Below are 12,724 nucleotides of genomic sequence, written 5' to 3'. Positions count from 1 at the left end.
CCCTGGCGGGATAGCTCCGAATCGCGAGCGCGCCTACGTGGCGCGCCGCTACTCCGTTCCTAAGCAGGATCGAAGTAATGAATTTCTAGCAATAAGCAGCCGCCCTCCGATTTAAATGGGCCGTGAACTGCGCCCGGCGGCCGGGAAGCATAGGTAAATGGAGCGAATCCCTGCCCACCCTTTCCTTGCTTGTCGTTCCCGACGGTGAGATCGCCTGACACTAGAAAAACTTCCTCCCAGTACTCGTGAACGAATGGAACGGTGGTGAACGTTCCCGGATCGAACTTGAGAAGTCTGGTGCGGCTGCCGCGATGGTTCGGCTCATCAAGCGCGCCCGACAATATCTTCTGCTTGATGCCTGACGGATAATTAGGCGGGGTCTCCCATCCGGATTGCATGTCCAGCGTGTAAAACTCGTCATGCGATTTCTGTACGGGCACAGTGAGGGCTCCTCTACTAGTTCCAACGTCAAGACGCGCAGCGTCAGCCGAGCACGGGTAATTGCTCGACCTGGTAGGCCTTCCGGATCGATCGACGAAGCTGTGGGTCGCTGAGCTCAAGCTCAAATCTTTGCGCGGGACGGATTTCCCCATGCACAGCGAGCGTACCGCAAAACATCAACGTGCCCTCGCAGAGCGTTCCGCTGGCGGCATAGAGGGCGATCAGTTCCTCGGGTGACCGAATTACAGAAAGCGCTCCTTCCTGGTACAGCACGCGGTTTCCGTCGTTCACGGCGTAGGAGCGGAGTATCAAATTGTCCCAGTGTTTCCTGACATCGTCGTAAGCCCAAAACTCGCCCGCTATCGGCTTGTCGCACATCTGCTTTGAGAAAGTGACGCCGATGGCTTCGGCTTCGCGGTCAGTGTGGTCGGACCCGACCCCTACCCAGAGCCTTCCGCCGCTCTGGAGCAAGACGAATTCCGCCTCACCACTGGATGATTTGCCGATTACCTCGATCGTCTCGGCAGTCGAGAGGCGCGAGGCCGATACGCGGTAGAAGATCGGGACAGATCCCGGTCGCCTCACTCCGATCTTCTCGAGTTCCGCGATGTGCGCTTCGAGCGCGACTCGATCCCGTCCCGTCCATCCGGCGATCACACACTGGTTGATCGTGACGGTTCGCTCTTCCCAGCGAGCATTCCGAAGGAGCCGAAGCCAGAGATCATGTGTCGCCATCTTTTTTCCACCATTGCCGCTCATCCGAGTTCGGCCGCACGCTTCAGGCTCGCGAGCATTGAAATTTTCATTAGATAGTTTCGGGCGAGTTCGGGGTTTGCCGCCGTCCGCGCCATTTCCGTACGGAACGATTGTTGCTCGCGGGGATCCCGCGACTCGAGATTCCGCTTGTTCTCGATCGTGTGTTTTTGAACATATTCCAGGGTCACAAGGCGGCGCTGGCGATCATAGCGGTCGAGCTCGGAGGGATCTGCTTCGCGGCGCCAAACTTTCGTGAGCCGGCCGCAAAGGTTGACGACATCATGGATGCCCCCGTTCATGCCCATCCCACCGAGAGGGTTGTTGATGTGAGCCGCGTCGCCAGCAAGAAATACGCGGCCTGACCTGAATGTCGCGGCCACGCGCTGATGTACGCGGTACAGCGTGACGTGATCTATCGGCGCAGTCGCAGCCACGGCGAAGTGCCCGGCGAGCGTGTCTGCTCCGTATTGCAGGGTCCCCGCTTTCTCATCCGGCACCTCCGGGCTAATCGGAAACATCGCTCGCCACATGCCGGGCACCTTGAGCAGGAAGTACCATTGCACGGGGTCCGCCACATAGCTCACTGAGGCCAAATCGGGAAAGATCTTGAGAAAATCGAAGTGAGTCGAGACGACCAGGAAACGCTCCGGCCAGGTGAACCCATCGAAGGTGACGCCAATCGATTTGCGAACGGCGCTGCGGGCACCGTCGGCGCCGATCAGCCAGAGGCCCTCGCGCTGCTCTATCGAACCATCCGGCCTGCGGACCTTTACCGATATTCCGTCCTCCCCCTGTCTTGCTTCCAGTATTTCGGCGTCGAATTCGATCCTGAGGTTCGGATCCGCCCCGTACGTCTTCGCGATGATGCGGGTCAGCTTGTACTGCTCGCATTGCAGCCGGTACGGATGACCTGTGAGATCGGAAATATCACCGAAGTCGAAGTTCGCGATAGGCCCTTCGCTGTTGCGATACTGGACTGTCGGAGCGACCAACCCTTCCGCAATAAGGTTTTTCGCAACCCCGATATCTTCCAGCATGTCGAGGGTCGGCGGATGAAAAGTTGACGCGCGGGATTCCGTGCTGAGATCAGATGCCGCTTCCAGCACGGTAACGGGAATTCCCTGCTTCACCAGTGTGGCAGCGGCCACCATTCCTACCGGACCGGCGCCGGCAATCAGAACCCGCTTAGCATCCGCCACGACTGTTACCTCATTTCTTCGAACAATATTTCGAGAGCACCGCACCCCTACCGGGAGCTATTCTCGCAATTTCCGCCCAAATACAAACTTTCAAAGCCGATCCTTGCCAATCTCCAAATCTGTACCGCTTGTTTGCCCACGCCTCCCCAGTTTTGCGCAGATCCTTCAGCGTCATGCGAACTCCAAAGACTCTCCGGACAGCGCTTGCGCGTTCGAAACGTGACACTCCGGCGGGGAGGTTTTGCACCGAAATGTGCCGATGGCACGCAGCGATTTAACGGCCGAACCGTTTCAGATGCAGTTTTTCGCCGTCGCCATGGTGAGGCAATACGAAATACAAACCTTCAAAGCCGATCCTTGCCAATCTCCAAACCTGCACCGCTTGTTTTCAAATTTGCTTGCTTTCTTTGAGGACGCCTCTCGCTGTAGGATTTTCAGCAGTTCATGACCTGCAAGGCCTTCTTAATGACAGACGCGGCCCTCCGTCGGCGCGATTTCACCAGAGCGTTCGCGCTTTCTCACTCGACGCTGACTAACAATCTTCTGGTCACGTCGGCGCGTTTCCCCGATGTTGCAGCTATCCATTTCCTCGGCACCTCGATCTCCTACCGCGACTTTCATAGAAAAGTGGAGGGCCTGGCCGGCTGGCTGCAGAAGCACGCGGGCCTGAAACGCGGCGACCGCGTCGCATTATTGATGCAGAATTCGCCACAGTGGCTGATTGCGTGCTATGCGATATTCCGCGCCGACCTTGTCCTGGTACCGATCAGCCCGATGAACCGTGAGGTCGAGGTTGCGCACTACCTTCGGGACAGCGGCGCACGCGCGATGATTGTCGCGCAAGATCTGGCGGAAATCGCCATTGCAGCCAGCAAGAATTCGGAAATCGGCACGCTAATCGTGGCGACATATTCGGATTACCTTCCGAAGGAGACCAGGTACAAGCTCCCCGACTGGCTATCTGCCGGACGCACTAAGGTGAGCGGCTGCAGTATCTGGACGGACGTGATCGATGCGGGATTCTCGCCGGAGGCGCCGTGCGCGGGAGCGCTCAGCCTGTGCGCGATGCCATACACTTCTGGTTCCACCGGCAAACCGAAAGCCTGCATGCACACTCATCGCAGCCTCGGGCATAATGCCACCGGACTGACGTTGTGGCATGGATTGCGGCCCGGGGACGTCTCTCTTGGAGCGGCGCCGATGTATCACGTATCGGGCTTCAACCACGCGGTGACTGGTCCTGTCTATGCCGGCGCCTCCATCGCAATTGTACCGCGATGGGAGCGCGACCTCGCCACGAATGTGATGGTTGATTACGGCGTCACCCACGCATCACTGGCTCCTACAGCCGTGATCGACTTGCTGACCAACACTCGGGTCCGCGAATTCGACTTGTCGCGACTGCGCCGCATTACCGCGGGCGGTGCGGCAATGCCCGAAGAAGTGTGGAAACGGCTGAACGAGACGCTTGGGTTGCCCTTCATAGAGGCGTACGGCATGACCGAGACAGCCGCAACCACGCACCTCAATCCGATCGAAGATCCAAGACCGCATTGCCTCGGCATACCGTTCTTCAACACTAGGGCGTGCATCATCGATGCTGAGAAGAGCCAGGAACTTGCTATCGGCGAAATCGGCGAGATCGCCGTGCATGGGCCGCAGCTCTTCAGCGGATACTGGAACCGGCCGGAAGCGACGCGCGAAGCCTTCATTGAGATTGACGGCCGGTCCTTCTATCGCACCGGCGACATCGGATATCGCGATGCGGACGGTTTCTTCTACATGACCGATCGCGCCAAGCGGATGATCAATGCGTCGGGCCTGAAGGTCTGGCCGGCGGAAGTCGAAAACGTGCTCTACCAGCACGAAAGCGTGCTCGAGGTCTGCGTGATCGCCGTCAAAGACGCTTATCGCGGCGAGACAGTAAAGGCGCTGATCAGGTTGCGGGACAATGTGCGGGGTAGGATAACTGAAAATGACATCATCGGGTGGTCGCGCCAGCGCATGGCGGCCTACAAGTATCCCCGAACAGTGGAATTCGTCGACTCGCTGCCGAAATCGCCAGCGGGGAAGATTCTCTGGCGCGAGTTGCAGGATCGGGAGAATGCAAAGGAGGTTGGTCTGCCATGAATGAAGCGCACCAGGTATCCGGCCCGGAGGAGGCGTATCAGCGCGCGCTCGACGCAGGCAGGCTGATTATCCAGCGCTGCGGCGAGTGCGACCGGTCGGTGTTTTATCCTCGCACCATCTGCCCTCATTGCGGTGCCAACAACCTGTCCTGGTTCTCGCCCATGGGAGATGGCCACGTCTACTCTACGACGACCGTCCGCCGGAGCCAGGAAGACGGCGGTGATTACAATGTCTGCATTGTCGAGTTGGCGGAGGGAGTGCGCTTGATGAGCAGCGTCCGGGGGATTTCGCCGGATCGTGTTATCATTGGTACTAAGGTCCGGACCAAGGTCGTCAAGATCGATGGCAAAGGCCTGCTGGTTTGCGAAGTGAAATAGGCATTATGGCTCGAGACAATCTACGCGGTGCGACCGCAATCGTCGGTGTTGGCATGGCTGGCTGCGGCGAAGCCCGCGGCTACAGCGAGATCGAAATCTTGGCGCAGGCAGCCCACGCAGCAATAAGCGACGCAGGCTTGCGCTTGCAGAATATCGACGGGCTTTGCACCGCCAATCTCAATGCCGCGATGTGGCCGCTCAATGTCGCCGAATATCTCGGCCTTCGGCCTTCCTTCATTGAAGGCACGAACATCGGCGGATCCGCCTTCGTTGCGCACCTTCAGCCGGCCATGCTCGCGCTTTCCGCCGGTCTGTGCAATGCGGTGCTGGTGTGTTACGGCAGCACACAAAGAACTGCCACATTCGGGCGTAAGGCACGAACGGCAGCGCGCAACATGCTTGATCCCGCACCGTTCGATGCGCCCTATCAGCCACTCAATCCGCCCTCGAGCTATGCCCTCATCGCGGCCCGTCACATGCACGAATTCGGCACGACCCGTCAGCACCTCGCGGAAGTCGCGGTCTCGGCCAGATCCTGGGCGCAGCTCAATCCCGCCGCATTTAGCCGCAAGCCCCTGACGATTGACGACGTCCTCAACGCCAGAATGGTCTCCGATCCCTTTACCGTACACGATTGCTGCCTCGTGACGGATGGCGCCGGCGCTTTCGTCATGATGCGCGCCGACGCCGCCAAGGACCGGCCCCAAAGGCCAGCCTATTTGCTCGGTATTGGCACTGCGGTCTGGCATCGTACTGTCTCCAACATGGCCGATCTCGCTGTAACGCCGGCGCAGGACTCCGGCCGGCGCGCTTATGCCATGGCGGGAATGCAGCCAAATGATATTGACATGCTGCAGCTCTATGACGCCTTCACGATCAACCCAATCCTGTTCGTTGAAGATCTCGGGTTCTGCCGCAAAGGCGAAGGCGGGCCCTTCATTGCCAGCGGTCTGACGCGGCCGGGCGGAAAGTTACCTATCAACACCAATGGGGGCGGCCTGTCATGCGTGCAGCCGAACATGTATGGCGTATTCGCAGTCATCGAGGCCGTACAGCAGCTCCGAGGCGCATGCGGCGACCGCCAGGTCGCGAACACGAATGCAGTCCTGGTCAATGGCAACGGCGGGAATGCCGCTTCCAGCCAGTCGACCGCCATTCTTGGAAGCTCGGCCACTCTTTAACAAGGCGTGGTCACAACGGATCTCTTCTACGGGACGGTTCAGGCGGCAGTGAATAGCGCTCCATGGTAGCTCATTCTTGAAGAAGACTACCGAGCGTCCTCGATCGGAATGTATTCCTCACGAGCCGTTCACTTATTTGAGGAAGGAAGCTAGGCTGAAGGCGGGTACCCCGGTTACTGCCGTCGTCGAGCCATTGGCACCCGGATCGGGCTGATGCTCGGCGCGACGGCCGCAAACACCTTTGGATTCTTTCCCGCCTGTTGAATCAGGCAATCGCTTTTTGGGTCCGACGATTCGTCATCTGCTGGCAGCCGATTTCGCCCGCAGCTGCCGCCGGAACGGCGCCTACAGTCAGATGTATGGGAGAGCAAGACTGCAGGGACTAACCATCTTGATAGACATCGCAGACATGCTCGCAATCTCTGCCGAAGACCGCGCCGCGGGTGCGTTGAAAAAGCGACACGGCCAATGTTCTCACAACCCTTCAAAGCACGCTTCGGCTGTCGGCCATTATCGATCAGCCCAGTCCCGCGGGCTTCGTTCTCCTTTCCAGAAACTTCCTCAATCGTTCGGCGGTCTCCGGCGGCCGCACCATTGCCGTATTCAGGTATTCCATGAACAATCCGTCGTCGTGTGAGAGGTCGTTCATCCGCGGAAGTACGTTGGTGATCTGCCAGTTCGTTTGGGGCGTATTCTGCGCGATTTGGGATGCCAGTCTCTTAGCTTTTTCCAGCGCTCCGCCTGCATCAACGACGTACTGCACCAGTCGGACCTCTCGCGCTTCTTCGGCTGTGAGCATTCGCCCAGTTAGCATCAGGTCAGCCATGGTAGAGTAGCCAATAATCCGCTGGATACGTACCGAACCGCCACCGCCAACGAAAATGCCGCGCTGCCCTTCCGGTAGCCCGAAGATGGTCGTGTCATCCGCGACACGAATATGCGCTGCTGCCGCCAGTTCGAGCCCGCCACCTATCGTGGCCCCATGCAGCGCAGCGACGAACGGTATCGTTCCTCTTGCAATTAGGTCAAAGGTCGTGTGCCAGATGTAGCGCTTGCGCTTTCTGACCTTGGGTGCATCCGGACGCAACCGTTCCGCTAGTTGCGCAAGATCGAGGCCGGCGGAAAAGTTTGGGCCATGACCGAAGATCACGCCAGCATCCGCGTCGTCGCCGGCACGTACCACCGCCTCGCCGAGCGCTCGCAGGACATCGTCATTCAGCGCGTTCCGCTTGTTGGCTCGATTCAAGCCGATGATCGCGACATTACCCTCGAGCTCGTAGGTTACGAGTTCAGACGACATGACAAACCCCAAACTAAGTGCTTACTGCAAAGCAACCGACGACCGTTTACAGCGCATGCAAGGCTAGTTGGCAGCTCCAATTTCGGCTATACTTAAATTTGAAAAGATGCGGTTCAGATTCTGACCGACGAGGAAAATGGCTCGCCGATTCGAAGTTGATGCGTTGCTGTTGTTTTCGGAGGTCGTTCGATCCGGAAACCTGACGCGCGCCAGCGACTCAACTGGTCTCTCGAAGGCGACGATCAGTCGCAGACTAGCTTCTCTCGAAGAGCAGGTCGGTGCGCTGCTTCTGAAGCGCAACTCCCGCGGCCTCGCACCGACGTCAATAGGTGCGCGCCTTCTCGACTATGCGCAGCGGATTGATACTGAGGTCAAGGAAGCGCGAGTAGAAATCGACGAACTGCAGTCCGGCACCCGCGGCACGCTGCGGGTCAGCATTCCGATGGAATTCGGCAACGCCTGGCTCGGCAAGGCAGTTGCAGAATTCGCACTTGAGTACCCCGATATTTCCCTGATCGTGGCGACTAACAATGGCATGGTTGACTTGGTTCGGGAACAAACTGACATCGCCATCATTTTGGGAAAGCTACCCGATTCCAGGCTCATTCACCGAAAGCTGACGTCGCTCAGACGCGCCGCCTATGCCTCCCCGAGCTATATCGAGAGGCACGGCATGCCGAGGACACTTGAAGAGCTGTCCCAGCATCGCTGCGTCGTCACCGAACTCCAACAGCGCGATGGCGTCTGGACATTCCTGAAGCGTGCGCAACGTCGGCACGTCGAAGTGGCCGCCCACACTACCGTCGCCAACATCAGCCTTGTGCGCGAGCTTCTACTTAGCGGGGTCGGGATCGGCATCCTGAATGACGTTATCTGCGTGAATGACCTCAAGCATACGCGACTGGTCCGCGTGTTGCCCGATTGGGAGAGTCCTCCGCTTCACACTTCGGCCGTTACGCTGAAGCGCACCTTGGTACCCAAGCGGAATCGTCTTTTCCTCGACTTCATGGTGCGACGGTTGCGTTGACATCGTCTCAGCGCTCTGGGTGCCTGAATACATTGCGCTAAAGTTGGATTCATCGATTGCGTGGCCATTGCTGTTTAGGCGCACTCTTGCCTAAGATAGGGGTGCCGCCCTACAGCCCTCCGGCGAACGAGAGGCGAGAGCTCGCTCTGATGCCTTACACGTTGCGTCTTGCTATTTTCGCGAGTGCTCAGATGCCGATCGCTTCGTATGCTTCAGCGACCTGTCGGATGGATGCGACATAGGCGGCTGTCCTGTAGTCGCCGAGCTCCGGCTGCTCCTGGAGCAAATCTGCGATGCGCGTCCAAGTGCTGCGCATGACATCCTCAAGACCGGATCGAACAAGGTCGATTTCTGCGCCTCCTTCGAGGAATTCATCGCGCATGTCAGCGGGAATCTCCTTGCCGGTCATCTGTTCGAGGGCTGCGGCGATGGTCCGATTTCGTCTTTCTCTACGCCGACGCTCCATCAATCCGAAGGGAATGCGCGTCAGGTTCTTCGCCCACTCGAAGTAGCTGACAATGACGCCGCCGGCGTTGACATAGAGATCTGGAAGGATTGTAGCTCCGCGAGAACGCAGCATCTTATCGGCCTCGAAAGTGACAGGGCCGTTGGCGGCTTCGACCACAAGGTGAGCTTTTATACGACTTGCGTTTTCTGAATGAATTGCACTCTCCATCGCCGCAGGGATGAGAACATCACAGGCTGATTCAATGCCGGTCATGTCGCCCGAGACGGACGTTGCGCCAGGAAAACCCAGAATGCTGCCCGTTAGCAGCTGGTGCTGCTTCAGCATTTCAATGGGGAGGCCCTTCGGGTTGGCGACATAGCCATCCCGTTCCGCAACGAGGATCACGCGGGCGCCGTCCTCCTCCGAGAGGAACTTGGCGGCGTGATAGCCGACATTACCAAAGCCTTGGACCACAACAGAAGAATTTTTTAGATTGCGCCGGCCATTCAAACCTGGGCTGCGCTGATCGCGAAGATAGCTCTGGATCGCAAACTGCACGCCCCTGCCTGTCGCCTCAGTGCGACCGGCAATCCCCCCCTTGGACAGCGGCTTTCCCGTTACGCAAGCTCGCGCGTTGACAACGTCGGTCGGATTTGCGCGGCGGAATTCATCCATCATCCAAGCCATTTCCCGCTCGCCCGTCCCTACGTCAGGGGCCGGAACGTTGACACCGGGGCCGATTAGACCGCGCTTGTTGAGTTCCTGCGTGAAGCGGCGGGTAATGCGCTCGAGCTCCTGCGGCGTCCATTCGCACGGATCAATCTTCAGAGCCCCTTTGGAGCCGCCAAAAGGCACGTCGACCAATGAGCATTTAAGTGTCATTAGCGCAGCAAGCGCTTCCACCTCTTCGGCATCTGCATTCGGTACGTAGCGAATGCCACCCTTTACAGGTTCAGAGTGCTCGCTGTGGACTGATCGCCAACCGATAAAGCTGTACATCCGACCGCGCAGTCTCACGCCAAAGCGGACCGTGTACGTCGAATTGCATTGAATGATCCGCTCCGCCAAACCCTCGGGGAGATCGAGAAAAGTCATGGCGTGGCGGAAGTTTTTGTCAACGCTCTCGAGAAACCCAGTAGAGTTAGCCGACATCACACCCCTCTCGGTGCCGTCGTCACGATTTCGCATGCACTTCTCTCTTTACAGATATGATTGTTGAAGCCCGGATCGCCGATCCCGCAGTCACCAGCCACCGGCCGCGGACTACGTCGAAACAATCGTTTCCCATCCGGTCGAGCCCTCCGTGACGGAGGGCACACGCTGCGCCGAGCGCGCGCTCCGGCGAATACGCTGTCCGATTGAACTTGCTCATAGTGACCACACCACTCAAAGCCGATGACGCTAGAGTGGGTCCACACCTCGCATTCTGGTGCAGAGAGTCTCTTGCTCCTTCCGCAGGTGCGTCATACGGCGCAACATCAACTCAACAATTCCAAAGAGCTCGCCACTGAGATGTTCTCTGCGGCCTAGTGCGACCTCTGTTACGCCACCGGGCGTCGAGCGTTCACTTTCGGCTCGTTGGGACGACTTGTTGCTGCCGAGCGATCGCCTCACCAGTTGTTTGAATAGGATGTCTTGGAGCTCATCCTTGAATTGAATCGGAAGCCGCCCCGCCTCCAGGCTTTTCTCGACCGTTCGCGACAGGGCCGATCTCAGAAGCGTCAGAAGCGGGCCAGCAAGAAGCGTAGTAAGATCATAAAGGGCTTCTTCGTCGATCCATGTCACCGGTCCAAGCAACTCTGAAGCTGCTCTTGCCAAATCCAAGCGGTGATCCGCCAAAGCGGATGCATCTAAAAGTCCAACGCATGCGATTTCGCCGCCGCCCGGCGGGATGGCCGGACTCAGTCGAACGACCAAAGCCTGTGGTAATATTTCTCGGACGCGTTGAACCTGCGCATCGATTCCTAATGCAAATATGACTCCATTGAAGCTGCGCCACCACTCGCATGAAGGAAGGCGGAAAAGAGCTTGATTCGGTATAGCGGAAAACAGAACATCAACTTTAGCGAGATAATCAAAGCTCACTGGCAAGTAGGTGCCTGCAGTAATGGCGCGCAGCTGAGCACCATTCTCGTGTCTTCGGCTCCAAAGCGGCACATCCAGCCCCAGGGATTTCAGTCGACTTGCCAGGGCTAAGCCAAGCCTTCCCGCGCCTAAAATGCCCAAGCGGTGAGAAAATTCGTCGCATAGGTCGTTCGCCATGGTCATTCAATAGACCTCAAGGGTAAAGGCGGAATCGATGTCTGGGCAAGTCGGCGATCGTGTCCGGCATGCACCAAGCCGGCCTCGCCGGTCATCTCATAGTTGAGCTCGGAGCACGGCCACTGCTGCTACATCTCGCCCGCTTCAGGCAACACCCAGGACGGACCGCATCGATCAGCGGTTATGCGACAGAAACAACGTTTACCGGGCGGCGCCTCAGGATGTCGTCAAGAGTCTGAAGGGCATTAGAGAGCTCATTGGTATCTTTCGGCGCACCAAGGCAGATGCGAACTGCGCCGGGTTCGGTCTCTCCCACCGCGGAGGCAATGCGGGGGGTTACAAGAATGCCGCGAGCCCGCGCAGCGGCTGTAAATTGATCTGCGGACCACTCTTGTGGCAGCGGCAACCAGCCGTAGAAGGCCGGAAACTGAAGTCTTTCGGCTTTCGGAAACACGTCCAGAAACACCCGATACCTCTCGAGCGCCTGCACGCGCCGCTCACGCAGAAGTTCTTCAAGCTTGCCACTCTCAATCAACCGCAACACTGTCTCGCTCAGTATCGGAGCCACGAACCAAGCGGATGCGTGGAGGAGGAGCTCGGCTTGCGCAATGTAGGCCTTCGGAACTGTCAATGTGCCGAGCCGGAACGCCGGTGCAAGGCATTTGGAATAAGACGTGACGTAGAAGGTGCGGCTTGGTGCCAAAGAGGCGATCGGCACAGGACGCTCAGTGAAGAAAAAACCATAGACATCATCCTCGATGACGGTGAGATCAAGCTCCTCGACAACTTCGGCGATACTTTGCCGACGAGCAAGACTCATGGTGCGAGCCGTCGGGCTCTGCAAGGTCGGCATGCAATAGAGCACCCGCGCTCCGGACGTGCGGCAGGCCTGTTTCAGCTCCTCCGGATCCATCCCCTCCCCGTCCATCTGCACAGGGACCAAGTTGAGGTGACTAGCAGCGGCGATGGCTTTGAACCCAGAATAAGTGTACGCATCCACCAATATACTGTCGCCGGGCTTTGCCACCAGGCGTAGGGCGACGTCTATTGCATGCTGAGCACCATTGCACAGGAACAGGCGTTCAGTTTCAACCGCGAACACTGTATGAGACAACGAGGCTGCGATGATTTCGCGGTGTCTTCTGATGCCGCCGTGTGGATGATAGCCCAGCAAAGGTGCAAGATCACGCTCGCGCACCACCTCGCCAAATAGCGCGGACAATATCTGCGTTTCGCTTCCTTGGGCAGGCACATTCAACGCTAAATTGAGCGCTTCATGCCTTGCTGATGCCACCTCGGCACTGGCAGCGGAACGCCGCCGCACAAAAGTGCCCTGCCCGACATGGCCGCTGACGATGCCGCGCTGTTCAGCTTCCTGATAGGCTTTGCTGACGGTGCCGACAGAAAGATTGAGCTCTCGTGCCAAGTCACGGTGTGGCGGCAGACGGTCGCCATCAGACAGCCGTCCGTCAGCGATGTCCTGCTCCAGAGCACCGACGACGGCAAGGTAACGCGGTCCCTCGGAGGCGAGTTTCCGTGGCCGCCACCCCGAAAATGTACCATCCAAGCTCACGTGCCGCGCTCCTTTCCCGTTCCTCTCATC

The 12,724-nt window shown here is 58.3% G+C and carries 11 protein-coding genes; 4 read left to right on the top strand and 7 right to left on the bottom strand.

What is annotated here, in order from left to right; genetic code table 11:
• Positions 1-59 precede the first annotated feature (59 nt).
• Genes BRA1253DRAFT_RS42030 through BRA1253DRAFT_RS29495 form a run of 3 tightly spaced genes read right to left on the bottom strand, consistent with a single transcriptional unit; the run spans position 60 to position 2,396 of the window.
• On the bottom strand, positions 60-440 hold the full coding sequence (locus BRA1253DRAFT_RS42030; RefSeq protein WP_007600443.1) for a cupin domain-containing protein: 381 nt from the start codon (positions 438-440) through the stop codon (positions 60-62).
• Positions 441-483: 43 nt separating this feature from the next.
• Positions 484-1,176 (bottom strand): DUF2848 domain-containing protein, encoded by a 693-nt coding sequence (locus BRA1253DRAFT_RS29500; protein WP_035995505.1) that lies wholly within the window; start codon positions 1,174-1,176, stop codon positions 484-486.
• 20 nt (positions 1,177-1,196) lie between these two features.
• The gene (locus tag BRA1253DRAFT_RS29495; protein ID WP_007600438.1) at positions 1,197-2,396 is read right to left on the bottom strand and encodes an NAD(P)/FAD-dependent oxidoreductase; all 1,200 of its coding nucleotides are present in this window, start codon (positions 2,394-2,396) and stop codon (positions 1,197-1,199) included.
• Positions 2,397-2,840: 444 nt separating this feature from the next.
• Here BRA1253DRAFT_RS29495 and BRA1253DRAFT_RS29490 point away from each other — a divergent pair, with 444 nt between their 5' ends.
• The 3 genes from BRA1253DRAFT_RS29490 to BRA1253DRAFT_RS29480 are packed head-to-tail and all read left to right on the top strand — an operon-like array spanning position 2,841 to position 6,084.
• Positions 2,841-4,526, top strand: coding sequence for a long-chain-fatty-acid--CoA ligase (locus BRA1253DRAFT_RS29490; RefSeq protein ID WP_007600436.1), 1,686 nt, complete (start codon positions 2,841-2,843; stop codon positions 4,524-4,526).
• Positions 4,523-4,903, top strand: a complete 381-nt coding sequence (locus BRA1253DRAFT_RS29485) for a Zn-ribbon domain-containing OB-fold protein (RefSeq protein ID WP_007600435.1) — start codon at positions 4,523-4,525, stop codon at positions 4,901-4,903. The genes BRA1253DRAFT_RS29490 and BRA1253DRAFT_RS29485 overlap by 4 nt, the downstream gene beginning before the upstream one ends.
• Positions 4,904-4,908: 5 nt before the next feature.
• Positions 4,909-6,084 (top strand): acetyl-CoA acetyltransferase, encoded by a 1,176-nt coding sequence (locus BRA1253DRAFT_RS29480; RefSeq protein WP_035994188.1) that lies wholly within the window; start codon positions 4,909-4,911, stop codon positions 6,082-6,084.
• A 517-nt stretch (positions 6,085-6,601) separates the two neighbouring features.
• On the opposite strand, the gene BRA1253DRAFT_RS29475 is transcribed toward BRA1253DRAFT_RS29480, so the two are convergent.
• Positions 6,602-7,384 (bottom strand): crotonase/enoyl-CoA hydratase family protein, encoded by a 783-nt coding sequence (locus BRA1253DRAFT_RS29475; protein WP_007600432.1) that lies wholly within the window; start codon positions 7,382-7,384, stop codon positions 6,602-6,604.
• Positions 7,385-7,520: 136 nt separating this feature from the next.
• Between BRA1253DRAFT_RS29475 and BRA1253DRAFT_RS29470 the strand changes: the two genes are divergently transcribed.
• Positions 7,521-8,411, top strand: coding sequence for a LysR family transcriptional regulator (locus BRA1253DRAFT_RS29470; RefSeq protein WP_007600430.1), 891 nt, complete (start codon positions 7,521-7,523; stop codon positions 8,409-8,411).
• A gap of 187 nt (positions 8,412-8,598) precedes the next feature.
• Here the strand turns inward: BRA1253DRAFT_RS29470 and BRA1253DRAFT_RS29465 are convergent, their stop codons facing one another.
• The 3 genes from BRA1253DRAFT_RS29465 to BRA1253DRAFT_RS29455 form a co-directional block, all read right to left on the bottom strand.
• Entirely contained in the window at positions 8,599-9,954 is a 1,356-nt protein-coding gene (locus BRA1253DRAFT_RS29465; RefSeq protein WP_035995502.1) for a Glu/Leu/Phe/Val dehydrogenase, read from the bottom strand.
• Positions 9,955-10,260: 306 nt separating this feature from the next.
• Positions 10,261-11,127, bottom strand: coding sequence for a hypothetical protein (locus tag BRA1253DRAFT_RS29460; RefSeq protein ID WP_007600426.1), 867 nt, complete (start codon positions 11,125-11,127; stop codon positions 10,261-10,263).
• A 175-nt stretch (positions 11,128-11,302) separates the two neighbouring features.
• A complete protein-coding gene (locus BRA1253DRAFT_RS29455; protein WP_007600424.1) occupies positions 11,303-12,694 on the bottom strand; it encodes a PLP-dependent aminotransferase family protein in 1,392 nt (463 codons plus the stop codon).
• Between the last annotated feature and the right edge of the window lie 30 nt (positions 12,695-12,724).

Origin of the sequence: Bradyrhizobium sp. WSM1253, from assembly GCF_000244935.1 — a bacterium.
GTDB lineage: Bacteria > Pseudomonadota > Alphaproteobacteria > Rhizobiales > Xanthobacteraceae > Bradyrhizobium > Bradyrhizobium canariense.
This window is presented reverse-complemented; position numbering and strand designations above follow the sequence as displayed.

Coding starts and splice junctions, on each gene's coding strand:
- BRA1253DRAFT_RS29500 (WP_035995505.1), bottom strand. CDS start 1,176: ATGGCGACACATGATCTCTGGCTTCGGCTCCTTCGGAATGCTCGCTGG.
- BRA1253DRAFT_RS29490 (WP_007600436.1), top strand. CDS start 2,841: ATGACCTGCAAGGCCTTCTTAATGACAGACGCGGCCCTCCGTCGGCGC.
- BRA1253DRAFT_RS29485 (WP_007600435.1), top strand. CDS start 4,523: ATGAATGAAGCGCACCAGGTATCCGGCCCGGAGGAGGCGTATCAGCGC.
- BRA1253DRAFT_RS29480 (WP_035994188.1), top strand. CDS start 4,909: ATGGCTCGAGACAATCTACGCGGTGCGACCGCAATCGTCGGTGTTGGC.
- BRA1253DRAFT_RS29475 (WP_007600432.1), bottom strand. CDS start 7,384: ATGTCGTCTGAACTCGTAACCTACGAGCTCGAGGGTAATGTCGCGATC.
- BRA1253DRAFT_RS29470 (WP_007600430.1), top strand. CDS start 7,521: ATGGCTCGCCGATTCGAAGTTGATGCGTTGCTGTTGTTTTCGGAGGTC.
- BRA1253DRAFT_RS29465 (WP_035995502.1), bottom strand. CDS start 9,954: ATGACTTTTCTCGATCTCCCCGAGGGTTTGGCGGAGCGGATCATTCAA.
- BRA1253DRAFT_RS29460 (WP_007600426.1), bottom strand. CDS start 11,127: ATGACCATGGCGAACGACCTATGCGACGAATTTTCTCACCGCTTGGGC.